At 51.2% G+C, this 24107-nt stretch carries 18 protein-coding genes and 1 tRNA gene; 9 read left to right on the top strand and 10 right to left on the bottom strand.

Annotated features, from left to right (window positions below; all coding sequences use genetic code 11):
- The first annotated feature begins 20 nt into the window (after positions 1-20).
- A complete protein-coding gene (locus LCS67_RS06880) occupies positions 21-962 on the top strand; it encodes a formate/nitrite transporter family protein (protein ID WP_000377772.1) in 942 nt (313 codons plus the stop codon).
- 75 nt (positions 963-1037) lie between these two features.
- Positions 1038-1112: transfer RNA gene (locus tag LCS67_RS06875), tRNA-Arg, on the top strand.
- Positions 1113-1268: 156 nt separating this feature from the next.
- Here the strand turns inward: LCS67_RS06875 and pgtE are convergent.
- The 4 genes from pgtE to pgtC form a co-directional block, all read right to left on the bottom strand.
- Positions 1269-2207, bottom strand: coding sequence for an omptin family outer membrane protease PgtE (pgtE, locus tag LCS67_RS06870; protein ID WP_000716005.1), 939 nt, complete (start codon positions 2205-2207; stop codon positions 1269-1271).
- 267 nt (positions 2208-2474) lie between these two features.
- Positions 2475-3722, bottom strand: a complete 1248-nt coding sequence (gene pgtA / locus LCS67_RS06865) for a two-component system response regulator PgtA (protein WP_000930843.1) — start codon at positions 3720-3722, stop codon at positions 2475-2477.
- Positions 3712-5718 carry a two-component system sensor histidine kinase PgtB gene (gene pgtB, locus LCS67_RS06860; RefSeq protein WP_000678493.1) on the bottom strand — a complete coding sequence of 669 codons (2007 nt, stop codon included), beginning with the start codon at positions 5716-5718 and terminating at the stop codon, positions 3712-3714. Before pgtB ends, pgtA begins: the two co-directional genes overlap by 11 nt.
- Positions 5715-6908: a phosphoglycerate transport regulator PgtC gene (gene pgtC, locus LCS67_RS06855; RefSeq protein WP_000467985.1), complete on the bottom strand. Its 1194-nt coding sequence runs from the start codon at positions 6906-6908 to the stop codon at positions 5715-5717. The genes pgtB and pgtC overlap by 4 nt, the downstream gene beginning before the upstream one ends.
- Positions 6909-7343: 435 nt before the next feature.
- Here pgtC and pgtP point away from each other — a divergent pair, with 435 nt between their 5' ends.
- Positions 7344-8735 carry a phosphoglycerate transporter PgtP gene (gene pgtP / locus LCS67_RS06850; RefSeq protein ID WP_000955752.1) on the top strand — a complete coding sequence of 464 codons (1392 nt, stop codon included), beginning with the start codon at positions 7344-7346 and terminating at the stop codon, positions 8733-8735.
- Positions 8736-9010: 275 nt separating this feature from the next.
- Here pgtP and LCS67_RS06845 read toward each other — a convergent pair whose 3' ends face one another.
- A complete protein-coding gene (locus LCS67_RS06845) occupies positions 9011-9253 on the bottom strand; it encodes a YfdY family protein (protein WP_000639886.1) in 243 nt (80 codons plus the stop codon).
- A gap of 521 nt (positions 9254-9774) precedes the next feature.
- Between LCS67_RS06845 and lpxP the strand changes: the two genes are divergently transcribed.
- Both lpxP and ypdK read left to right on the top strand, forming a co-directional pair.
- The gene (lpxP, locus tag LCS67_RS06840) at positions 9775-10695 is read left to right on the top strand and encodes a kdo(2)-lipid IV(A) palmitoleoyltransferase (RefSeq protein WP_000484431.1); all 921 of its coding nucleotides are present in this window, start codon (positions 9775-9777) and stop codon (positions 10693-10695) included.
- Positions 10696-11097: 402 nt separating this feature from the next.
- Entirely contained in the window at positions 11098-11169 is a 72-nt protein-coding gene (gene ypdK, locus LCS67_RS06835; RefSeq protein WP_010723117.1) for a membrane protein YpdK, read from the top strand.
- Positions 11170-11218: 49 nt separating this feature from the next.
- On the opposite strand, the gene alaC is transcribed toward ypdK, so the two are convergent.
- A complete protein-coding gene (gene alaC / locus LCS67_RS06830; protein WP_000763118.1) occupies positions 11219-12457 on the bottom strand; it encodes an alanine transaminase in 1239 nt (412 codons plus the stop codon).
- 722 nt (positions 12458-13179) lie between these two features.
- Positions 13180-14145 carry a glucokinase gene (glk, locus tag LCS67_RS06825; protein ID WP_000170380.1) on the bottom strand — a complete coding sequence of 322 codons (966 nt, stop codon included), beginning with the start codon at positions 14143-14145 and terminating at the stop codon, positions 13180-13182.
- A 204-nt stretch (positions 14146-14349) separates the two neighbouring features.
- Here glk and LCS67_RS06820 point away from each other — a divergent pair, with 204 nt between their 5' ends.
- A complete protein-coding gene (locus LCS67_RS06820) occupies positions 14350-15585 on the top strand; it encodes an ion channel protein (RefSeq protein ID WP_031569377.1) in 1236 nt (411 codons plus the stop codon).
- Between the two features lie 19 nt (positions 15586-15604).
- On the opposite strand, the gene LCS67_RS06815 is transcribed toward LCS67_RS06820, so the two are convergent.
- A complete protein-coding gene (locus tag LCS67_RS06815; protein ID WP_031569380.1) occupies positions 15605-17257 on the bottom strand; it encodes an alpha-keto acid decarboxylase family protein in 1653 nt (550 codons plus the stop codon).
- A 179-nt stretch (positions 17258-17436) separates the two neighbouring features.
- Here LCS67_RS06815 and mgrA point away from each other — a divergent pair, with 179 nt between their 5' ends.
- Positions 17437-18435, top strand: a complete 999-nt coding sequence (gene mgrA, locus LCS67_RS06810) for an L-glyceraldehyde 3-phosphate reductase (RefSeq protein WP_000640290.1) — start codon at positions 17437-17439, stop codon at positions 18433-18435.
- A gap of 113 nt (positions 18436-18548) precedes the next feature.
- The gene (ypeC, locus tag LCS67_RS06805) at positions 18549-18875 is read left to right on the top strand and encodes a DUF2502 domain-containing protein YpeC (protein ID WP_000490098.1); all 327 of its coding nucleotides are present in this window, start codon (positions 18549-18551) and stop codon (positions 18873-18875) included.
- A 60-nt stretch (positions 18876-18935) separates the two neighbouring features.
- Here the strand turns inward: ypeC and LCS67_RS06800 are convergent, their stop codons facing one another.
- Complete coding sequence (locus LCS67_RS06800) at positions 18936-20177, bottom strand: Nramp family divalent metal transporter (protein ID WP_031569383.1); 1242 nt, start codon at positions 20175-20177, stop codon at positions 18936-18938.
- Between the two features lie 342 nt (positions 20178-20519).
- On the opposite strand from LCS67_RS06800, the gene nupC reads away from it, so the two are divergent.
- Positions 20520-21722 carry a nucleoside permease NupC gene (gene nupC, locus LCS67_RS06795; protein WP_000376343.1) on the top strand — a complete coding sequence of 401 codons (1203 nt, stop codon included), beginning with the start codon at positions 20520-20522 and terminating at the stop codon, positions 21720-21722.
- 52 nt (positions 21723-21774) lie between these two features.
- Here the strand turns inward: nupC and LCS67_RS06790 are convergent, their stop codons facing one another.
- Positions 21775-23964, bottom strand: coding sequence for a sensor domain-containing phosphodiesterase (locus tag LCS67_RS06790; protein WP_001112937.1), 2190 nt, complete (start codon positions 23962-23964; stop codon positions 21775-21777).
- Positions 23965-24107: the final 143 nt, after the last annotated feature.

Below are 24107 nucleotides of genomic sequence, written 5' to 3'. Positions count from 1 at the left end.
GTTAATCAGCAGAGATCATCATGGATAGCCTTAACGACGATAAAATTAACCGGCACAGCAGTGACCTGGAAGTTGAAAGCGAAGAAAAACAAAGCGGTAAAGAGATTGAAGTGGATGAAGATCGTCTTCCCTCCCGCGCCATGGCGATTCATGAACATATTCGCCAGGATGGTGAAAAAGAGATGGAACGCGATGCGATGGCTTTGCTCTGGTCAGCCATTGCCGCAGGACTTTCTATGGGGGCATCACTCCTGGCGAAAGGAATTTTCCACGTGCAGCTTGAAGGCGTTCCCGGCGGCTTTTTACTGGAAAATCTCGGCTATACCTTTGGTTTTATCATTGTCATCATGGCCCGCCAGCAATTATTTACTGAAAATACCGTTACTGCCGTATTGCCGGTAATGCAAAATCCCACTCTGAGTAACGTTGGCCTGCTGATGCGCTTATGGGGCGTAGTCTTATTGGGCAACCTTATTGGCACCGGGGTTGCGGCGTGGGCATTTGAATATATGCCTATATTTGATGAAGAGACCCGCGACGCCTTTGTCAAAATTGGTATGGAGGTCATGAAAAATAGCCCAACGGAGATGTTTGCCAACGCGATTATCTCTGGCTGGATCATCGCCACAATGGTATGGATGTTTCCTGCTGCAGGCGGGGCAAAAATTGTGGTCATTATTTTGATGACCTGGCTTATCGCGCTGGGCGATACCACCCATATTGTCGTCGGTTCCGTTGAAATTTTGTATTTGGTTTTCAACGGCACACTGCCCTGGAGCGACTTTCTCTGGCCCTTCGCCCTTCCCACACTTGCCGGAAATATCTGCGGCGGCACCTTTATTTTCGCATTGATGAGCCACGCGCAGATCCGCAACGATATGAGCAATAAGCGTAAGGAAGAAGCGAGGCTACGCGGCGAACGCCTGGAACGGGAGCGGAAAAAAGCGGAAAAACAGCGCTGAGTGGCGACGCTTTAACCAGTCAGGCGGCGCTACACTTACTCCGGCGAATAAAAAACGCTATACTGGCGCCGCGTTGTCCCCTTAGTTAAATGGATATAACGAGCCCCTCCTAAGGGCTAGTTGCAGGTTCGATTCCTGCAGGGGACACCATTGATACCCAGGACATTCTCTTCTTGCTGCATAGCCTTTCGAGCGGTTCCCCTTTCATGTTGCTTTTATTGCCCCTATGCAATATCACCGGACATGCCATACGTTCAGCAAAAAGTCGTCATCGGCCGGTTATGACCGATGACATCCCGATGTGGTCTAGAAGCGGTACTGCAACCCCGCGGTAACCGTATAGTTATTATTAGCTATACCTGCGGCATCGCCACCAAAATACGCCGTATCACCGCTGGTTTTATCTATGATTTGCGTACCGCCCTTACCTTCTTCATATTTACTGTAAGCAAACTCAGCAAAGATTTTTGCATTACTGGTAATATAATATCCGGCGTCAATAGAAGCGCCATAATATCGTGAATTTTCCGTTTTTTCACGGAAGGTAAGTTTGCGCATGTAGTGTTCGTCATTATCATGCGCATTTACCCAGTCGCTGTATTTAAACAGTACATTACACTCAAAGTCATTAATACGATAATCACCCGCCAGCCCGATATAGGGCATTTCGAAACGCTGGCTATAACCTATGCCGCGCACGCCATGAGGAAAATTACCAATATATCGACCATTATCATAAATATAAGACCCGCCTCTTGCCGTCCAGCTAAAACGGGTTTCCTGATAGCCCGCTGTTACGCCCGCCTTGTAGTTATCGCCCTGCAATAACCAACCTTTCACGTTCAAATCGTATTCATTAGCATAGTTGACGCTGGTGTCCGGATGAATTGAACGATCGGTCCAGCCTGGCTGCTCACTGCTCATCCAGTCATGGTCAACCATATGACCCGATCCCGACGCCAAAGACGTCCAGCCGCGGGCGTCCAGCGTCATGAACGAATAGGGTTCCCATGATAAATCCCCCTGCAACGTGGCGACATTTTTTATTTTCCAGTCCAGTTGACTCAGCTTCCGCCCGGTGTCGGTATCATAAACCAGCTCCCTGGATTTACCATTTAACACTCCCACGGAAAGGGATGTCGTGACGCTCTCAGGAGAGACGTCCGGAATAAATAAGGTAGACTCCGCATAAGCCGACTCAGAAAATACGGCGATCATCATTACTGCAATAGCATGTTTTTTCATTTCTCTTGTCCTCATATTCAGATGTAATCTGGAGAGGTAATGAAGTTTTCATCTTGTCAAATCGTCGGACAAGAGTACATTTATTACGCCAGAGAAATTGACGCATTTTTACTTTATATTGAAGTTAAGAAATAGAATTCGATGCTCAGGAGAATAATAAGCAAGCTATAATCATGATGGAATGATTTACCATTACGGTGATGCGGCGTTATCTGGCTAACGACATCGTTGCTGATGTTGTCAGCCAGATTGAAAGTAACTGTAATATCAGAATTTATAATGCTCTTTACTTAAACCATATTTTTTCATGCGCAGATAAAGTTTTTTACGGGGAATTTGCAGGTACTCCGCCACTTCATTAATTCGTCCCTGATGAATATTTAATGCTTCGGTAATGATTTGTCGCTCATACTCTTCAACGCGCCGGTCAAGCGGGGTCGGCTCCTGCAGAAGTAACTGCGGGTTGACCGTTTCCGCCAGCGGCAGCACGCCAACAGCAAAAAGCTCTGCCGCATTAGCCAGTTCGCGCACATTGCTTGGCCAGGCGCGTCGCATTATTCCTTTCAGTAATTCCCCCGCTATTTCCGGCACTGGATGATTGAGTCGCAGGCAGGCTTTTCGAAGATAATGGCGAAATAACGGCTCGATATCATCCGGTCGCTGAGAAAGAGACTGGCAGGCGATTTGGGTCATGGCGAAACAGTAGTAAAGCTCGGCCGCAATCTGGTTAGCTGCCGCCTGCTCCACCAGCGAAGCGCTGCCAACGCCCACCAAACGAAAAGGCCGATGCTCCAGGCTTTGTAAACGCGCCAGATGGTGCTGCTGTTCGCGTGTCAGATATTCGGGATGACTCAACACCAGCGTACCTCCTTGCGCCTGGTCGATGAATGTCTCCAACTGCCCGGCATTCTCCGGCGTGAGTTCATAGCGTACAAACGGCCCTTTCGCGTTACGCCCCAGTTGATGGAGATAACGGGCGCCAGTCATACGTCCAGTGCCATGCTCACCGTAAAACCATACGGCAATGTCCGTTTCCGCCAGTTGTTGTAACCGTTGTCGAAACTGATTCATCCACTCGCTGCGCCCAATCAGTTCAACCTGTAACGTCTGCTGGCAATATTGCCGCCGTGCAATGACCGACCGGCGCTGGCGTAGCGCGTCTTCAATTAATATCAACAGCTTGCCCGGATCGACGGGTTTTTGCAGAAAATCCCAGGCGCCCTTTTTCACCGCATCAACCGCCATCGGTACATCGCCATGTCCGGTAATCAATAAGATTGGCAGTTGATCGTCATCCTGATGAAACAGCGTCATAAGATCGATACCGGAACACCCCGGCATACATACATCGCTCAAAACGATCCCCTCCCAATCCGCTTTTACCCACTCTTTGGCCTCGAAAGGATGGGTAAAGCCACGCACGCGGTAGCCTGCCTGCTCAAGCATTTGGGTATAGGCGTCAAGTACATCAACGTCATCATCAATCAGCAAAATAGAACATTCATCATTCAACATCATCGACATCCGTTACCGAGAATTGCAGCACCACGCAAGCGTTACGCGTCAGCGTCGACGCCAGACGCAGGTCGCCCTTCATTTGCGCCATCAGCGACACGCTAATCGACAGCCCAATACCCAATCCGACAGCTTTACTGGTAGTAAATGGCTTGAGTAAAGAGGGCAACAGCGCCACAGGCCAGCCAGGGCCGTTATCTGCAATATAAACCTCCAGCGCCTCTCCCTGCGTCTGCCACGTCACCGCGATCGCCGCATCATGCGAACAGGCGTCAAGCGCATTCGCCAGTACATTCACCAGAACCTGCTGAATACGCACTTCATCGCCGCTAACCCATACGGTGTCGGTTGGCAGTGAAAGCGCTCCCTGCCGGGATTGGTGGCGCATGGCCAATAACTCCCATGCCGCCACGAAAGTTTGGCGCAGATCAACGGGATACAATGGCGTTTCCAGCTCCGCCCGGCGGGTAAACTGCCGCAGCGAACGGATGATGGCGTCAATCCGGTTAATGAGCCCTTCCGCTTTGGTGAGAGTATTTCTCGCCTGTCCGCTCTGACCTTGTTCAATCGCGCGTCCCGCCGTAAATAAATACATTGAAAGCGCATTCAGCGGCTGGTTAATTTCATGCGCCAGCGTGGTCATGGTCTGGCCGACTACCGCCAGTTTCGCCGTCTGAATCAACTCATCCTGCATGGCGCGCAGGTCGGCTTCTATCTCTTTGCGCTCGGCGACCTCTTGTTCAAGCTGCCTGCGTTGCATATTGAGCTGGCCCAGCGTATGACGTAGCAAACGGGCTATCCGTCCTAGCTCATCGCGCCCGTAAACCGGGATAGTCGAGTCGGTTCTCCCCAGCCCTATCTGTACCACAGCCTGATTAAGCGCGGTAAAACGCTTTACCAGCCGGGAACGGATAAAATAGTGGTTGAGTCCCCAGGCCAGCAGCAACGCCAGGAGCGTTGCCACTAAAATAAGCCCACCGCTAACGCGGACAATCTGTTCCAGGCGTTGATTGAACGTCTGCATTTGCTGGTGACTACTACCTAACTGCGCCTCAAGCAGCGTGCGAAAGCGCCCTAGCGTAGCCTCTCTGGCGCGGCTGGCGTCCAGTAAGGCTTTTTGCGCCGCAACATAATCGCGCATGGTATCGGGCATCTTATTTTTTACCATCCCGATTTCCAATAGTTCGTCGATGGTTTGCCGCAGCGTGATTGTACTGGGCCAGTCATCCAGCGCACGAATATTCTCATCCGCCGTTTTTTTTAGGTTTTCCAGATAGCGAATATGGGTCTCTACCAACATCCCGTCATTATTGCCGGACTTGAGCTCATTCAATCTGTCGCGCAGGTCGTCAACAATCTGATTTTCAATTCGCGCCAGGGTATATACCTGTTGCTGCTCGTTCTGCACCTCGCGCGAACGTTGCAAGTACTGCGCTGCATCGCCCTGATTCGCCTCAATTTGATCGAGCAGCGTCCCCTGCTGCCAGGTAAAATCCTGTACCAGCGAATTTAGCTCCGTGGTGAAATCATCATGGAGCCAGTCAATGCGAGCGGAAAGCTCGCTGACTTTCTCCCGCACCAAAAACATGTTGTAGAGGGCGTTGTCCAGTTCCGCCAGTAAGGTCCGGCTATCCTGTAAAATGACGGCCAGTTGCCGGCGTTCAGCAAGCTGAAGCCCCTGACTGAGACGCTCAATCTTATCCAGATGCTGAATAATCTGCGTACGTAACTGCAAACGTACCGTCGTGTTCGGCGCCAGCAAAAATTCATTGAGCTGATCCACGGCCAGATTCAGGTTCCCCTCAATTAAAAAAGCGGAGTGGATACGAGGAAAATATTCATCAAGCGAATAGCGAACCTGCGAACTTTGCTCATGCCAGGAATAAAGGCTGACCATACTGACAATCAGCGTCAGTAATGCGCCCGTTAAAAATGCGCCCCGTAAACTGTTGCTGATACTGAGCTGACGAAGCCGTTGCAATAATCTCCCCTTCATTTCAGCTCTTCCAGTTTGTGAATCGCCAGCCGCTGATTGTTCAGAAACCAGATCTGCCACTCCATCATTTTTTGTTCGGCAAAGCTTTTATTATCAAACTGCGCCAGCCAGGTTTCATCTTCGCTGCTTGCCGCATCCACCGGGACGCTGGTCAATAAGGCTCTGATTTCAGGTAAGGGGCGTTTAAGCCGCGTTTCTGCACTGTGCAACGCTCGCCATGCATCTTTAAGCTGCGCAAGACGAAAACTGATCGCGGTATCAAACATGCGTTGTACCAGTTGCTGACGCTTCAGGATCAGACGATAGTTCAACGGCGGCTGGGCCATCAAACGCTGTTGTTGCGCGGCGCGAGGATTATCGGCGCTAAGCGGTGCGACGGGATACTTACCGGTATTCGCGTCAGCCAGTATCCTTTGCCCTTTCGGACTTAATAAGTAATGAATAAAAGCACGCGCTTCGTCTGCATGACGGCTGTTTTTCAACACCGCGACGTAAGTGGGCGACACCGCAGAATACGGGAAATAGGTAAAAGTAAGATTAGGATCGTTAAGTAGCAAATTAGCATAGTTATCAATGACCGGCCCGGCAACGCCAAGCCCGCTTTTGATTTTATCCGCTACGCCGAAACTGCGAGAGGAAATCGTGACCAAATTACCCGAGATTGCCAGCAGCGTCGCCCATCCTGCCGTCCAGCCTTTTTGCTGCAACAGCGACTCCACCATCAAATGATTGGTGTCTGAGCGTGACGGACTGCTCATTAATAGAGCGCCCTGGTAACTGGGCAGGCCCATATCCTGCCAGTCGGCAGGCGGCGGAAGATGGCGCGCAGCGAGCGCTGAACGATTGATCAATAGCCCAAATCCGGATACCGCTACCGCCACTGAAGTTGAGCGGATAGAACGCGGCACCAGCTTCTGGCTGGCGGCAGGCGCGCTATCTAATAGCGCCAGCTTTTGGTGCTCCTGAAGGTGTTGCAACAGCATGGGGGATGACGTCAGGATCAGATCGACATTTTCCGCATTCGCCGTATCAAGTAATTGCTCTAAAGAACCGCTGGTGCGGTTGAGCGTACGAATCATGACGGAACCCGGCTCCGTCTGCCAGCGCTGGATAATCCAGGCGGTCGCGCTGGGTGAAAAGGTCGTTGCCATCACCAGCTCGCGGCTGTACGCCTGGCAAGAACCGAACATCGCCGCCAGCCATAGCGTAAAAGCGCCCACTCTGGCGAAACGACCACAGCATGAGAAAAGTCGATTTGTGATCCCGTTCATAAATATCGATATCACATAAAGAAAATATTGAGACAAAACTTACCCTTTTATTTCTGTTGGCATCCAGAACAGCGTTATTTGAATAATAACGGGTCCGTCGCTCGAAAACATCAATAAAGCGTATCAGATTACTGGCAGCAAATTTGTTAATATCCGCACATGCTAACGATAAAACGGCCATGCCAATAATTAAAGTTTCACCACCCCCTTCAGGATGGGTCAAAAATAACCTTTAAATTCACCCAATTGAGTCAATTTTGACACATTTCTTCGACTTGAATTTTATTGTCACTCCTTTCACTCTACCGACAAAACCTCCTGATGTTCATCTCACTATAAAATACAGGTGACTCCATGTTAACAATATTAAAAACAGGGCAATCGGCGCATAAAGTCCCACCGGAAAAAGTCCAGACCACATATGGTCGATATCGTATACAGGCATTGTTAAGCGTATTTCTGGGATATCTCGCTTACTATATAGTCAGAAACAATTTCACATTATCGACGCCTTATTTAAAAGAGCAATTGGATCTCAGCGCTACGCAAATCGGCCTGCTGAGTAGTTGTATGCTTATTGCTTACGGAATCAGTAAAGGCGTAATGAGCAGTCTGGCGGATAAAGCCAGCCCAAAAGTCTTCATGGCGTGCGGTCTGGTACTCTGCGCGATTGTTAACGTTGGGCTGGGATTCAGTAGCGCATTCTGGATATTTGCCGCTCTGGTGGTCTTCAATGGCCTTTTTCAGGGCATGGGCGTCGGCCCCTCGTTTATTACTATTGCAAACTGGTTCCCTCGTCGGGAGCGCGGACGCGTAGGCGCCTTCTGGAATATCTCGCATAACGTTGGCGGCGGGATCGTCGCGCCTATCGTCGGTGCGGCTTTTGCGATATTGGGCAGCGAACACTGGCAAAGCGCCAGTTATATCGTTCCGGCCTGCGTCGCCGTCATTTTTGCCTTAATTGTTCTGGTATTGGGAAAAGGTTCGCCGCGCGAAGAAGGTCTTCCCTCCCTGGAACAGATGATGCCGGAAGAAAAAGTCGTACTGAAAACGAAGAATACGGCAAAAGCGCCGGAAAATATGAGCGCATGGCAAATCTTCTGTACTTATGTGCTGCGCAATAAAAATGCCTGGTATATTTCGCTGGTGGATGTCTTCGTCTATATGGTGCGGTTTGGCATGATTAGCTGGTTGCCTATCTATCTGTTGACAGTAAAACACTTTTCAAAAGAACAGATGAGCGTCGCGTTTCTCTTTTTCGAATGGGCGGCGATTCCCTCTACGCTACTGGCAGGCTGGCTGTCAGATAAACTGTTTAAGGGCCGCAGAATGCCGTTAGCCATGATTTGCATGGCGCTGATTTTTGTCTGTCTGATCGGATACTGGAAAAGTGAATCTTTGCTGATGGTAACGATTTTCGCCGCCATTGTAGGTTGTCTGATTTACGTCCCACAATTCCTCGCGTCCGTACAGACAATGGAGATAGTCCCCAGCTTTGCCGTAGGTTCCGCCGTCGGATTACGTGGGTTCATGAGCTATATTTTCGGCGCCTCGTTGGGCACCAGCCTGTTTGGCGTCATGGTGGATAAACTGGGCTGGTACGGCGGATTTTATCTTCTGATGGGCGGTATCGTGTGCTGCATTTTATTCTGTTACCTCTCCCATCGCGGCGCGCTGGAACTGGAACGTCAGCGCCAGAATGCGTTACATCATCAGGACTCGCTGCAGCTTGCGGACGCGCAATAAACGATTAGCCTTCCCGGGGAACAGAAGCGCCGACAATGTCGGCGCTATCTATTCGCTGACATCGTATATACCCAAAATAATTCGAGTTGCTTAAAGGCGGCAAGGGAGTGAGTCCCCAGGAGCATAGATAACGATGTGACTGGGGTGAGCGACAAATCTGCCGGGAGCAGATTTGAACGTCGCGTGCGACGGCCCATCAGGGCGAGGCCCATGGATGGGCCGGGTAATCCGTAGCCAACACATAAGCAACTTGAAGTAGGAAGGGTATCTACTGACTAACGCTTACCGTATCCCACCATAAAGCGAATAATTAACCCACATGCCGGTGCGAGAAAAAGCAATAATCCGCTAACGATGTCATCGCCATCCTGCAGCCATACATTGAGTAAATAAATCAGCGCGGCAAGGATAACCATTCCCGTAAAAGAAGAAACCGCAGAAAAAGCCCCCATCACCTGACCGATATAGCAACTCACGGCAAGTATACTTATTGCAAGAAATGTCCATAAATAGATCATCTATAATACCTCCTGTCTATGGCAAGGCTTCCATATAGCCTTACGGTCCCTCTCACTTCTCCTTTAAGATAAACCTTATCAGCAAGTCATTTCCATAACATTTATCTCACATTTTATTTTTTTAATCATTTTTCAATGACCTTCGTCTGAAATAAAATTATTACTGTAAAAACAATGCATTAAAAATAATGATTAGCTTATTTTTGCTACGGGAGAAATATTTACGCTTCTTGATAAAGAATTTCTGGGCGCGAGTAAATAACTGGTGGTACATTAGCCTGCCTGGCGTTCATGCCCTCGTGGTTTAGTACTGACTTAGTTTTACACTCCTTACGGGAACCATTGTCGTACATGATGGCCTAACTATACGTAAATCATTCAAGTTACCCTGATGGGCTTACTCAAGTAAGTGCTTTGGATAAGCGAACGCAACTTGAAGGATGATGCGTATTTCAGAGTGTACCGCTGCGGATAATGACTCTTCTGCGATACATTATTTTCGTATCTACAGAAGGTATTTTATGTTTCCTCAAAGCAAATTTTCACGCGCGTTTTTGCACCCGCGCTACTGGCTGACGTGGTTTGGCGTTGGCGTCCTCTGGTTACTGGTGCAGCTTCCCTACCCGGTTTTGCGTTTTCTGGGCACCCGCACCGGTAAACTGGCGCGCCCCTTCCTGAAGCGACGTGAGTCGATCGCCCAGAAAAATATTGAACTCTGTTTTCCGACCCTCTCCCGGGAAGAAAGGGAAAAACTGATCGCCGAGAATTTCCACTCTCTTGGCATGGCGCTGCTTGAAACGGGCATGGCCTGGTTCTGGCCTGATAGCCGGGTTCGCAAATGGTTTGATGTGGACGGGCTGGACAACCTTACCCGTGCGCAGGCGCAAAATCGCGGCGTAATGGTCGTTGGCGTGCATTTTATGTCGCTGGAGTTGGGAGGCCGGGTAATGGGTCTCTGCCAGCCGATGATGGCGACCTATCGTCCGCATAACAATCCGCTCATGGAGTGGGTGCAGACGCGCGGTCGCATGCGCTCAAATAAAGCGATGATCGGCAGAAACAATCTGCGCGGCATTGTGGGCGCGCTAAAAAAAGGGGAAGCCGTTTGGTTTGCTCCCGACCAGGACTACGGCCCTAAAGGCAGCTCCTTTGCGCCATTTTTCGCGGTTGAAAACGTCGCCACCACCAACGGCACCTATGTACTGTCCAGGCTGTCTGGCGCCGCCATGCTGACCGTTACAATGGTAAGGAAATCCGATAACTCGGGTTATCGTCTGTATATTACCCCTGAAATGGAAGGTTACCCGGCAGATGAAAATCAAGCCGCTGCCTATATGAATAAAATTATTGAGAAAGAGATCATGCGCGCCCCGGAGCAATATCTCTGGATTCATCGCCGTTTCAAGACTCGCCCGTTGGGAGAAGCGTCACTCTACATCTGAAAAAGGCCGCAAGGCCTTTTATTTTGTCATTTCGCATTGCCATAATATTCACATCATAAATTACTCATTCCTGCTTTTAGCGATAAGTCTCCTGTTTACAGGCGATTTTTTACTGTGTCGGCGGCGTCGCCCAATAGCGATTCATCACTGTCAGAAATTAAACTGTCGCCGATTCCCGACACTTGTAAGTTACTAAAAGTAAATAAGAAAATGCCTCTTGTTTCACCTCATTTTTAGGCGTACATTAGCGCCGTCTGGAGCGATGACGCGCAGAATTCTGAGGTGATGCAGGCGGTCGAAACACGAATAATTCTCAATTTCGTATTGTCCGGCATCAACTCTCTATAATCAGGTAAGTGTAAGTTCATTTAGGCGTACGACAGGTACGCGGAGAGATGAAACGTGAAATATTTCTTTATGGGCATTTCATTTATGGTCATCGTTTGGGCCGGTACTTTCGCCCTGATGATTTAAAAGTACAATGCAAAGAAAAACAGGAGCCATGGGGCTCCTGTTTGCTTTTCTACTCCGTGCTCGCTTCAACGGGTTTTGGATGTGACGGCAGCACGCCATCGGCGCGGAACATCGCTTTAATCCCTCTGACGGCCTGGCGAATGCGGTCGCGATTCTCTATTAATGCAAAGCGTACATGGGTGTCGCCATAATCACCAAAGCCTATCCCTGGAGAAACACAAACCTTCGCCTCATTCAGCAGCTTCTTGGCAAACTCAAGCGATCCCATCGCCGCATATTGCTCCGGGATTTTCGCCCAGACGTACATTGAGGCTTTCGGCATTTCAACCATCCAGCCCGCCTCATGCAGCCCCTTCACCAGCACATCGCGACGACGTTTATACTGCTCGGCGATATCGCGCACGCACTGCTGATCGCCTTCCAGAGCGGCGATAGCCGCCACCTGAAGCGGGGTAAAGGTGCCATAATCGTGATAACTTTTAATGCGCGCCAGCGCGCTGACCAGGGTTTTATTGCCCACCATAAACCCAATACGCCAGCCCGCCATATTATAGCTTTTCGACAGCGTGAAAAATTCGACCGCCACGTCGCGCGCGCCAGGCACCTGCATAATGGATGGCGCTTTCCAGCCGTCGTACACGATATCGGCATACGCCAGATCGTGCACTACCAGCACATCATAACGTTTAGCCAGAGCGACCACTTTTTCAAAAAATTCCAGTTCGACGCACTGGGCCGTAGGGTTAGACGGAAAACCCAAAATCATCATTTTCGGTTTCGGATAACTTTCGCGAATAGCGCGCTCCAGCTCGTTGAAGAAATCCACCCCCTCTACCAATGGAACCGAACGCACCTGCGCCCCGGCGATAACGGCGCCATAGATATGAATCGGGTAACTGGGGTTCGGCACCAGAACCGTATCGCCATGATCCAGCGTCGCCAGCATTAAATGCGCCAGTCCCTCTTTGGAACCGATGGTCACAATCGCTTCGGTTTCCGGATCGATATCGACATCGTAACGTTCCTGATACCAGTGAGAAATCGCGCGGCGTAAGCGCGGTATGCCGCGAGACGTGGAATAACCGTGCGTATCCGGACGCTGCGCGACGGTGCAAAGTTTTTCGACAATGTGGGGAGGGGTTGCGCCATCAGGATTACCCATACTGAAATCAATAATATCTTCGCCGCGCCGACGCGCAGCCATTTTGAGTTCAGCGGTGATGTTAAAAACATAGGGCGGAAGGCGATCGATACGCGTAAAGCGACGTTCAGGGCGGAAGTCAGCCATAATATCCTCAGATTAACGTTAGCGCCCGGACCGTCCGAGCGACGCTGCCACGATGGTGGCTCCTTTAGAAAATAGCCTGAAAATTTTCTTCCTGTCGAGAGGCTAATGAAAATATTTTTTAGCGACGAAAAAGAGGAACAACAGTAAAAATTTACTTTTTAAGCGTGTCGTTATAGCATCAAAAAAAAACAATATTATTAACAAATTGATATCTTTGAATTTACCTAAAGCGGTACAGCCGACGATAATTTCCTGTCAATAAACCTTATCTCAAATAATCCCCTTTTGATTTTGTGGTTTTTCCTCTTTAATCAAAACCCTTACTAACGCTAATGGTATTCGATCATGTCATATTGCGGTATTTTTCAGAGACATTTCCCCGAAAATAAAGATCCTTTCCGGCAAGCTGCCGCGATGAAACCGTAAATAAGGCAGCGAACCGGGTACGTATAATAAAATAAATCCCTGTTTTCGCCTGACTAACCGCCATGACGTGATGACTCAACGCGCTGGTGTTTGACCTTTCGCTCAGCAAGAGTAAAGTGAAATAATTCAGTCAGTTGAAGTATTCATGCACAGGAAAGGCAATGAAAAAAACCGCGTGAGGCTCGCGGTTTGAGACTGGCAAGAGAATGATTAATTGCCTGATGACGCTGCGCTTATCAGGCCTACAGATGACACACTTTTGTAGGCCGGCTAAGGCGTTTATGCCGCCATCTGGCTTATAGAATATGACCTAATGTCTGGCGCAGATGCGCGCCGGAACCTAACAAGCCAGGGTTATCATGGACAATCAGATAGACCGGAATACCGTGTACATAATCTTTAAAGCGGCCTTTATCTTCAAAGCCACCACGGAAGCCGGACGCTTTAAAAAATTCCAGGAAGCGCGGGACAATACCGCCAGCGATATAAACGCCGCCAAATGTCCCCATGGTTAACGCCAGGTCGCCGCCAAATCGCCCCATTATGACGCAAAAGAGCGACAACGCGCGGCGACAATCGATACAGCTATCCGCCAGGGCGCGTTCGGTAATATCTTTCGGGCGCAGATTTTCCGGCAGACGGTTGTCGGACTTAACAATCGCCCGGTAAAGATTCACCAGCCCCGGGCCAGACAGCACGCGCTCGGCGGAAACATGGCCAATTTCGGCGCGCAATATTTCCAGAATCATAGCTTCTTCTTCGCTATTAGGCGCAAAATCGACATGCCCGCCTTCGCCCGGAAGGCTAATCCAACGCTTATCCACATGCACCAGATGCGCCACGCCCAAGCCGGTTCCCGCGCCATACACCGCAATAGGTTTGCCGTCTACCGGTTCGCCGCCACCGAACTGAATTAAATGCTCTTTTTTCAGCATCGGGATCGCCATCGACACGGCGGTGAAATCGTTGATGATTTCCAGATGGCTAAAGCCGAGATTTTTTTTCATTTCCGCAATAGAAAAAGCCCAGGTATGGTTAGTCATCGCTACCCAGTCACCGGTAATCGGGCAGGCTATGGCGATACAACCATCTTCCACGCTGACGCTATGCTCATCGAGATAAACGCGCACCACGGCCTCAAGACTGGGATAATCCAGGCCGGAATACGTTTTGGCCTGCGAGATTTCTCCACTGGCGATATCACACAGGGCAAGACGCGCATTCGTGCCGCCTACATCTCCTACTAAAGCATACTTTGTCATTCTTCTACTGCTCCGCTAAAGTCAAAATAAGTCTTTGTCACACTGTAAATTCATGGGGGCATAACAACAACGGCCATCAGGCTGACTGCCTATAAATATAGATCTTCATCACAGAATTACTTTCTTGTTTCAGCACCAATTGCAGCAATGCCGTCGGGCAGGCTGTGCAAAATAGGTATACGACCCCCGTGTAAGGAAGAGATTATGTTCCACCCGCGTGCCCGAACGATGCTGCTGCTGTCGCTCCCCGCGCTGATTATTGGCGTAGCGTCAAGCCTGGTTTTAATCGCTGCGATGAAAGTCGCGTCGGTTTTTCAGCAATTTCTTTGGCAACAACTGCCCACCAGCATCGGCATCGCTTATGATTCGCCGTTCTGGATAGTGGGTATGCTCACGCTAACTGGGATCGTGGTGGGTTTGATTATCCGTTACAGTCCCGGACACGCTGGCCCCGATCCGGCCATCGAACCGTTAATCAGTATGCCGGTCTCGCCATCTGCGCTGCCCGGGCTGCTTCTCGCCTTAATCATCGGCCTTGCTGGTGGGGTAAGTTTGGGGCCAGAGCATCCGATAATGACAATAAATATCGCGCTGGCGGCGGCTTTCGGTTCCCGCCTGTTTCCGCGTATCACGGCGTTAGACTGGACGATTCTGGCCTCAGCGGGCACCATCGGCGCGCTATTCGGCACGCCCGTCGCCGCAGCGCTGATTTTTTCGCAAACCCTTAGCGGCTCTAACGATATTCCTATGTGGGATCGCCTGTTTGCGCCGTTAATGGCGGCAGCGGCGGGGTCACTCACTACCAGCCTGTTCTTTCATCCGCATTTTTCGTTACCCATCGCCCATTACACGCAGATGCGGCTGGTGGACATTGCCAGCGGAGCGATCGTCGCGGCGATCGCCATTGCTGCAGGGATGGTCGCCGTCTGGTGCCTTCCGCGTCTGCATGAGTTGCTGCACCGACTAAAAAATCCGGTCCTGATTCTCGGCATTGGCGGTTTTATACTGGGTATTCTGGGCGTCATTGGCGGGCCGCTTACCCTCTTTAAAGGCCTGGACGAAATGCAACAAATGGCGTTTAGCCAGACGTTGGGCGCGGGAGATTATTTTACCTTAGCCGTCGTCAAACTCGCCGCGCTGGTCATCGCGGCGGCGAGCGGCTTTCGCGGCGGGCGCATTTTTCCGGCTGTGTTTATCGGCGCGGCGCTGGGGCTCATGCTCCATGCTCATGTTGAGGCCGTACCCGCGGCGATTACCGTCTCCTGCGCGATTCTTGGCTTAGTGCTGGTAGTGACGCGTGACGGCTGGCTCAGTCTGTTTATGGCGGTAGTTGTCGTACCGGATACCAATCTGCTGCCGCTGCTCTGCATTGTGATGCTCCCCGCCTGGCTATTGCTGGCGGGAAAACCGTTGCTGGCCGCCAACCGTCACGAACCCTAATCTGGCGCAGCGGGGGCCATTATCCCCCGTTGCGGGCTTCCAGCGCCCGGGTCACGGTACGCAGTAATTCCGGCAGATCGGCTTTTGGCAACATCACTTCAATAAATGACAGACGTTGTGGGCGCGCCAGCCGTTCGAGGACCTCCGCCAGTTGGATAGCCTGCGTCACCCGCCAGCACTCCGCCTGTTGCGCCGCGTTTAGCGCCGGTGGTATCTGCGTCCAGTTCCAGCTCGCGATGTCGTTATACCGCTGGGCCGCGCCGTGAATGGCGCGCTCTACGGTATAGCCGTCATTGTTGAGCAGCAGGATGACCGGCGCCTGCCCGTCGCGTAACATCGAGCCCATCTCCTGAATCGTGAGCTGCGCCGCGCCATCGCCGATAATCAGAATCACCCGCCGATCGGGGCAGGCGGTTTGCGCGCCAAACGCGGCGGGCAAGGAATAGCCGATAGATCCCCACAGCGGCTGTACCACAACCTCCGCGCCGTCAGGAAGCGACAGCGCGGCAGCGCCAAAGGCGGCGGTCCCCTGGTCGACAAGGACAATATCGCCGGGTTTGAGATACTGCTGTAAAGTTTGCCAGAAACTTTCCTGGGTCAGTTCTCCCTTATCAATCCGCACTGGCTGTCCGGCGGAACGCGTCGGCGGCGGCGCAAAAGCGCATTCAAGGCACAGTTCGCGCAGCGTAGACACCGCCTGCGCCATCGGGAGGTTGAACCAGGTTTCGCCGATGCGCGACGCGTAAGGCTGAATCTCCAGCGTGCGTTCCGCCGGCAATTGTTGGGTAAATCCGGCCGTAAGGGTATCGACAAAACGGGTGCCGACGCAGATAACCCTATCGGCGTCCTCTATGGCCTGACGCACTTCTTTGCTGCTGGCGCCAGCGCTATAGGTGCCAACGAAGTTCGGGTGCTGTTCATCAAAAAGCCCCTTCCCCATCAGTAGTGTCGCATGAGCGATGGGCGTTTCCGCCATCCAGCGCTGCAACAGTGGTCGTAAACCAAAACGCCCGGCAAGAAAGTCGGCCAATAGCGCAATGCGCCGACTGTTCATCAGGCACTGACGGGCGTGGTAACGAAAAGCCGTCTCCACGCCGCTTTGCGCTTCATGCACGGGCAACGCCAGCGCCTGCGTAGGCGGGATGGCCGTTTTTTTCGCCACGTCGGCGGGCAACATGATGTATCCTGGCCTGCGTGCGGCAAGCATTTCACCCAATACGCGGTCAATCTCGAAACAGGCGTTCTGTTCATCCAATATTGCGCTGGCAACAGATATCGCCTGACTCATGCGATAAAAATGACGAAAATCGCCGTCACCGAGGGTATGGTGCATCAATTCGCCACGCTGCTGCGCAGCGCTACAGGGCGCGCCGACGATATGCAAGACCGGGACATATTCCGCGTAACTGCCCGCGATACCGTTAATAGCGCTAAGTTCTCCCACGCCAAAGGTGGTGAGTAGCGCTCCAGCGCCCGACATGCGCGCATAACCGTCCGCGGCATAAGCGGCGTTCAGCTCATTGGCGCATCCCACCCAACGCAAGGTCGGGTGGTCAATCACATGGTCAAGAAACTGCAAGTTATAATCGCCCGGTACGCCAAAAAGATGGCCAATGCCGCATCCTGCCAGTCTGTCCAGCAAATAGTCGGCCACGGTATAGGGGTTTTGCATGACAGCTTTCCTTCTGACGTTGACATTATGTTGAGTATTAAGGAATGGCGATGGCTGTCCAGCCACGGCGGGATGAAAGCCTGGAAAACAATGTTTACAGCGGTGAACAGTAAAATCCGGATACCGCCTGGCGAGTGTAACCGTATACACTATTTATTCACGCCACAGGGGGAAAGGTCATGATTTATCAGCCCGATGAAAATCGTTATCACACAATGGAGTATCGTCGCTGCGGGCGCAGCGGCGTCAAACTTCCCGCCATTTCGCTGGGGTTATGGCACAACTTCGGCGATGCGACACGGGTAGAAAATAGCCGGGCGCTGCTGCAACGCGCGTTCGATCTGGGCATTACCCACTTTGATCTCGCCAATAATTATGGGCCGCCGCCGGGCTCCGCAGAATGCAATTTTGGCCGTATTCTGCAGGAAGATTTTTTACCGTGGCGCGATGAGTTAGTCATCTCCACCAAAGCGGGCTACACCATGTGGGATGGCCCTTATGGCGACTGGGGCTCACGGAAATACCTTATCGCCAGCCTCGATCAAAGCCTGAAACGTATGGGGCTGGAGTATGTCGACATCTTTTATCACCATCGTCCCGATCCCGAAACGCCGCTTAAAGAGACGATGAAAGCGTTAGATCACCTTGTGCGCCAGGGCAAAGCGTTGTACGTGGGGATCTCTAACTATCCTGCCGATCTGGCCAGACAAGCTATCGATATTCTGGAGGATCTCGGCACGCCTTGCCTGATTCATCAGCCTAAATATTCGCTTTTTGAGCGTTGGGTAGAGGACGGGCTGCTGGCGCTGTTGCAGGAAAAAGGCGTCGGTAGTATTGCCTTCTCGCCGCTGGCGGGCGGGCAGCTCACTGACCGTTATCTGAATGGCATTCCGGAAGATTCCCGCGCGGCGAGCGGAAGCCGTTTCCTTAAACCAGAACAGATTACCGCCGACAAACTGGAAAAAGTTCGCCAGTTGAATGAACTGGCTGCGCGACGGGGCCAAAAATTGTCTCAGATGGCGCTCGCCTGGGTGCTGCGTAACGATAACGTTACCTCGGTACTGATTGGCGCCAGCAAACCGTCGCAAATCGAAGACGCCGTAGGAATGCTGGCCAATCGCCGTTTTTCGGCGGCGGAATGTGCAGAAATTGACGCTATTCTGGAGGGCCGGTTTTAGCAAAAAATGCTCTCCTTCATGATTTAAGAGTTAAGGCGATGAAACAAATCTTTACTGCTTTGTAATATTGCATTAACAGGCCGGCGACGGCTCGATCGTGAAGGAGAGAAAGTATGTTCAGGTCACTGATTCTGGCGGCAACCTTGCTGGCTTTTACACCGCTTGCCGCGAATGCGGGCGAAATCACCCTGTTGCCCTCAATAAAATTACAGATTGGCGATCGCGATGATTACGGTAACTACTGGGACGGTGGTCGCTGGCGCGACCGTGATTACTGGCACAACCATTATGAATGGCGTAAAAATCGCTGGTGGCGCCATGACAACGGCTATCATCGCGGCTGGGATAAGCGTAAAGCGTATGAACGCGGTTATCGGGAAGGCTGGCGCGATCGCGACGATCATCGCGGGCGAGGCCGGGGTCACAAACATCATCACTAAGCCTCCTGCTGAATAACAGCCCGATGACGCCCACGCATCGGGCCTGCTATCTTTCTGTCTTTATGACAATCCCATTACCGTTCCAACCAGCAACCAGATATTCAGGGCGACGACCAGCACGACAATTATCCAGCCAATCTGTTTTACCCGCCGGGTGTTCACCAGCTCGCCCATTAGCGTAGCGTTACTGGTGAAAATCAGGAGCGGCACCAGCGCCAGCGCAATACCAAAACTCAGCAGCACCTGACTCATCACCAGAATTCGGGTAGGGTCCAGCCCCATCAAAATCACAATAAATGAGGGCAGCATGGTAATGGTGCGCCGTACCCACAGCGGAATGTGAAAACGGACAAACCCTTGCATCACCACCTGCCCCGCCAGAGTCCCTACCACGGTGGAGGAAAGCCCTGCCGCTACCAGACTAAGACCAAACACCGTTGCCGCCGCATGGCTTAGTAACGGTTCCAGCGTCAGGTATGCCTGATCGAGGTCGGCGATGCCAGTGTGGCCGCTAAAATGAAACGCCGCCGCGGCGGTTGCCATCATTGCCAGATTGACAAAACCGGCAATCGTCATGGCAATAGCGACATCCCATTTCGTTGCTGAGTACCGTTGTTGCCGCGTTCCGCCGTGCAGATGCTGCGTTAATGACGAGTGCAGATAAATCACGTGCGGCATAATCGTCGCGCCAAGCACGCCGGCGGCTAAGAATACGGCTTCCGGGTTCGGTAGCGCCGGGATAACAATTCCTTTGCCGAGCTGCGCCATATCAGGCTGAGAGAAAAACAGCTCCACAATGTAAGCAGCGGCGACAAAAAGCAGTAAACCGCCGATGACTTTTTCAAGCGGTTTTTGACCGCGGCGTTGTAACATTAAAATCAGAAACGTCGCGATACCGGTCAATACCGCGCCCTGTAATAAAGAGACGCCCAGGATCAGCTTAAAACCTATTGCCGCGCCGATAAATTCAGCTAAATCGGTGGCCATCGCGATGATTTCCGCCTGTACCCAGTAAAACCAGACTACCGGGCGCGGATAATGGTCGCGAATTTGCTCCGCCAGGTTCTTACCCGTGGCGATTCCGAGTTTTGCCGAGAGGATTTGAATCAGCATCGCCATCAGGTTCGCCCAGACCACCACCCAGAGTAGCTGGTAGCCAAAGCTGGCGCCGGCCTGAATATTGGTCGCGAAGTTACCAGGATCGATATAACCAATCGCGGCAATGAACGCAGGTCCCATTAATGCGAGCCGTAGCTTGCGCGCCGCCCGTCCGCTGCTATTCTCTACGCGATTGTCAGTCATCTTTTGCCTCAAAAACATAGCCTTTGCTATGTTTTATGCTATGTTTATTGATAATGATTATCAAGTGCATTTCAATGGGTACGGGTGATTACTTTGATAGTGTGAAACGATAGACCGATACGATGGCGACCTGTATCAGAACAGTTTGGCTTAACATTACAAGATTAGCACACTGATATAACTTTTCATTTTCATATTCAGTACAGTAAAAGTGTATTACAGATCACTAATTTTGAATCTCGTCACAGGTCCTTATTATAGTGTGTGTTGGATCTCGTTTTCTTTACGGCTGTTGCATAGAATGTGCACGAAAATTAAACCTGCCTCATATTTGGAGCAAATATGGACCGCGTCCTTCATTTTGTCCTGGCGCTTGCCGTTGTTGCGGTACTCGCACTGCTGGTTAGCAGCGACCGTAAAAAAATTCGCATTCGTTACGTCATTCAGTTACTTGTTATCGAAGTATTACTGGCCTGGTTCTTCCTGAATTCGGATGTTGGCCTTGGCTTCGTAAAAGGTTTCTCCGAGATGTTTGAAAAACTGCTCGGATTTGCCAACGAAGGGACAAACTTCGTCTTCGGCAGTATGAACGATCAAGGTTTGGCGTTCTTCTTCCTGAAAGTATTGTGCCCGATCGTCTTTATTTCCGCGTTGATCGGTATTCTTCAGCATATCCGTGTTCTGCCAGTGGTCATCCGCGCTATTGGTTTCCTGCTGTCCAAAGTAAACGGTATGGGCAAACTGGAATCTTTTAACGCCGTCAGCTCGCTGATCCTCGGCCAGTCTGAGAACTTTATCGCTTATAAAGATATCCTCGGCAAAATGTCCCGTAACCGCATGTACACCATGGCTGCAACGGCGATGTCGACCGTTTCCATGTCTATTGTGGGCGCGTATATGACCATGCTGGACCCTAAATATGTGGTCGCAGCGCTGGTTCTGAACATGTTCAGCACCTTTATCGTACTGTCGCTGATCAACCCCTATACCGTTGATGCCAGCGAAGAAAATATTCAGATGTCGAACCTGCATGAAGGCCAAAGTTTCTTCGAAATGCTGGGCGAGTACATTCTGGCAGGTTTTAAAGTGGCGATTATCGTCGCGGCGATGCTGATCGGCTTCATCGCGCTGATCGCGGCGCTGAACGCGCTGTTCGCAACGGTTACCGGTTGGTTCGGTTACAGCATCTCCTTCCAGGGCATTCTGGGTTACATCTTCTACCCGGTCGCATGGGTAATGGGCGTACCGTCCAGTGAAGCGCTGCAGGTAGGAAGTATCATGGCGACCAAACTGGTTTCCAACGAATTCGTGGCGATGATGGATCTGCAGAAAATCGCCTCTACCCTCTCTCCACGCGCTGAAGGCATTATCTCCGTCTTCCTGGTGTCCTTCGCGAACTTCTCTTCCATCGGTATTATTGCGGGCGCGATTAAAGGCCTGAACGAAGAGCAAGGCAACGTGGTTTCCCGTTTTGGTCTGAAGCTGGTGTACGGTTCTACGCTGGTGAGCGTACTGTCCGCCTCTATCGCGGCGCTGGTACTGTAAGTCTGCGTTTAATGTAGAAACCGGGGAGCTATCCCCGGTTTTTTTATGCCGCTTATTTACCTAACGGGCGCGGGCGGCCAATCAGATATCCCTGCAAACTGTGTACGCCAAGCTGCAATAGCAGATCGCGCTGCGCAGGCGTTTCAACAAACTCAGCCACGACGCTCAACGATTTCGCTTTCGCTAAATCAGTGATGGATTTCACGATCATCGCATCCAGGGAGTCCGTCAGAATATCTTTTACGAAACAACCGTCGATTTTAATGATGTCCGCCTTGAGGCGTTTTAGCCGTTCATAGTTTGCATAACCGGTACCGAAATCATCAATGGCGATTTTTAGGCCAAACTTACGCAGCTGGTTGATATTGTGCATACTGATTTCGGAATGAGAGAAGGCCTGTTCTTCAGTAATTTCGATGATGACCGAAGCAGGCGGGACGCCATAGCGTTTAAAAAGCTGCATAATGCGCGACGCCGTCTCTTTTTGCAGCAGCGTCAGCGGCATCAAATTAACCGAGAAACGCGCCCCCTGCTCCGCCGAAGGATGCGCGGACAACCATTGCAGGAGCGCTTCCATCACCTGCATATCAAACCGTACGCTCAGGTTAAACTGGGCGATAAGCGGAATGAACTGATTCGGCATCATGATACCGTCGTCGCACCGAAGCCGCGTCAGAATCTCGTCATACCCTTTTCCCTGCGCGTCGCGAATGGGTTGCGCATACAAAACCAGCGCGCCGCGCTCCAGCGCCTGACGGATTTTCTGCAACCGCAGCACCCGTTCCGTCGTCTGCCCGGAAGCGGCTTCAATACTCTGGGTCAGTGCAAGCACCCGACGGTGCGAACAGGATTGCTCCGCCAGCCAGCTTAATTGCCCCAACAGCGGTTGCAAGGTTTCCTGGCGTCCATCGAATGTTCCCCACGATGCGCCATATTCCATGTCCAGACCGGTATTGTTCCAGTAAATTTTGCGGTTATTAAGCACATTGAGCATATATTGCAGGCGGGCTTCCGTCTCCGGTCCCGTCAGTACCAGCAATAATTCACTGCCCGGCAGATGGAAAATTTTCTCCTTTTCCAGCAGCAGCGGCTGCAACACGCGAAACACCTCGCGTTCGCAATGCACGCGCATCTGCATACCGTAATGACGGCTCAGAAATTCCAGGTTTTCCATGCGTAGATAACACACGCTTTGCCCGGTATCCTGTAAAAGAAACTGCTCCAGCGCACGCAGGTTAGGCAGCTGCGTCAACGGATCGGTCAACGCCTGCGAGTGCCATTGTCGATTCAACCATTCGCTACGCTGATTAATCCGCGCCATGTACAACAAACAAATACTAAAAGAAATGAGAACTGAAAGGATAAATGCCAGCGAATATTCTGAGCCCACGCCCTGCAGAAAATTGCGGTTATAGCTAAGCAGGAATAGCGCAGTGAGAGCCCAACTAAAATTCAACAGCGGATAGCTGATTTTCCCCACGCCGATGGTAAATCCAATGAACAGGACTGGCACCAGATAGCCAGCAATATACTTTGTCTCGAAAGGCGTACACAGCACCGCTAATAGCGTCGCCAGAGTGGCAAACCAGAGAAGCGTAAACAGGCGTTTTTCTTTGGCGAGATAAGGAGCGATATCCCTCCGCCAGAAAATACGAATATAGTGCGGGCTGACTATCATCCGCAGCGGATAATAGAAAAAGAGGGTAAAAATAAGCGCGGCAGAAATCAGACTCAATAAATCAACAATCGAGAAAATAGCGGTGCCGGTGCCAAAGAAGGTAGAGATGGTCACCGGGAAAGCCAGGTAGTGCCCCGCCAGATGCATACTGATTTTTATGCCAAACGGCGTCATTAACCCTAACCAGAAAACGCGTAGCCAGATGCCTTGGTTGGGTATTCCGTAGCGCCAGCGCGCGCCCAGCTGCCAGCGTACGATAGCGCAAACCAGCAACACGGGAAACGTCTGGCAAAATAGCAGCACCATCGCCTGTGGCAGAGGTAAATGAAAATTCCATTCATTAGTCAACATCATTCCGCCTACCATCGGCGCGACGCCACGGCGGCCAAATAAGAACAGCACGGAAAACATGACGCAGAGCGGTAGCCAGGCCAGAAAGATATAGCTGGAATCAATTGTGGCGCGGGGAGAAATGAGACGAGATAGCAGAATAGCCGGAACGGTCAGGCAGAAAGCCAGTAAAAATATTTTTATATTTTTTAATACGTTACACTTATCCGGCATTGCTTTAATGCTCACATCATTATATAAGGCGCATGAATAATAAGTATATTCGCATTATGAAGCAATCTAACAAAAGCTCATATTGACCGCAAAAGCAGCGGCAAACAAACGCACCTGAAGAACAGATCAGACGCCATGAATTT

The sequence above is a fragment of the Salmonella sp. A7 genome (assembly GCF_020181675.1).
Classification (GTDB): Bacteria; Pseudomonadota; Gammaproteobacteria; order Enterobacterales; family Enterobacteriaceae; genus Salmonella; species Salmonella enterica.
The sequence above is the reverse complement of the archived record's forward strand: the minus strand, read 5'-3'. Positions and strand labels throughout refer to the sequence as shown.

Bases quoted from the DNA above. Each gene is read 5' to 3' on its own strand.
- LCS67_RS06880 (WP_000377772.1), top strand. From the start codon at position 21: ATGGATAGCCTTAACGACGATAAAATTAACCGGCACAGCAGTGACCTG.
- pgtE (WP_000716005.1), bottom strand. From the start codon at position 2,207: ATGAAAAAACATGCTATTGCAGTAATGATGATCGCCGTATTTTCTGAG.
- pgtA (WP_000930843.1), bottom strand. From the start codon at position 3,722: ATGTTGAATGATGAATGTTCTATTTTGCTGATTGATGATGACGTTGAT.
- pgtB (WP_000678493.1), bottom strand. From the start codon at position 5,718: ATGAAGGGGAGATTATTGCAACGGCTTCGTCAGCTCAGTATCAGCAAC.
- pgtC (WP_000467985.1), bottom strand. From the start codon at position 6,908: ATGTTCGGTTCTTGCCAGGCGTACAGCCGCGAGCTGGTGATGGCAACG.
- pgtP (WP_000955752.1), top strand. From the start codon at position 7,344: ATGTTAACAATATTAAAAACAGGGCAATCGGCGCATAAAGTCCCACCG.
- LCS67_RS06845 (WP_000639886.1), bottom strand. From the start codon at position 9,253: ATGATCTATTTATGGACATTTCTTGCAATAAGTATACTTGCCGTGAGT.
- lpxP (WP_000484431.1), top strand. From the start codon at position 9,775: ATGTTTCCTCAAAGCAAATTTTCACGCGCGTTTTTGCACCCGCGCTAC.
- alaC (WP_000763118.1), bottom strand. From the start codon at position 12,457: ATGGCTGACTTCCGCCCTGAACGTCGCTTTACGCGTATCGATCGCCTT.
- glk (WP_000170380.1), bottom strand. From the start codon at position 14,145: ATGACAAAGTATGCTTTAGTAGGAGATGTAGGCGGCACGAATGCGCGT.
- LCS67_RS06820 (WP_031569377.1), top strand. From the start codon at position 14,350: ATGTTCCACCCGCGTGCCCGAACGATGCTGCTGCTGTCGCTCCCCGCG.
- LCS67_RS06815 (WP_031569380.1), bottom strand. From the start codon at position 17,257: ATGCAAAACCCCTATACCGTGGCCGACTATTTGCTGGACAGACTGGCA.
- mgrA (WP_000640290.1), top strand. From the start codon at position 17,437: ATGATTTATCAGCCCGATGAAAATCGTTATCACACAATGGAGTATCGT.
- ypeC (WP_000490098.1), top strand. From the start codon at position 18,549: ATGTTCAGGTCACTGATTCTGGCGGCAACCTTGCTGGCTTTTACACCG.
- LCS67_RS06800 (WP_031569383.1), bottom strand. From the start codon at position 20,177: ATGACTGACAATCGCGTAGAGAATAGCAGCGGACGGGCGGCGCGCAAG.
- nupC (WP_000376343.1), top strand. From the start codon at position 20,520: ATGGACCGCGTCCTTCATTTTGTCCTGGCGCTTGCCGTTGTTGCGGTA.
- LCS67_RS06790 (WP_001112937.1), bottom strand. From the start codon at position 23,964: ATGCCGGATAAGTGTAACGTATTAAAAAATATAAAAATATTTTTACTG.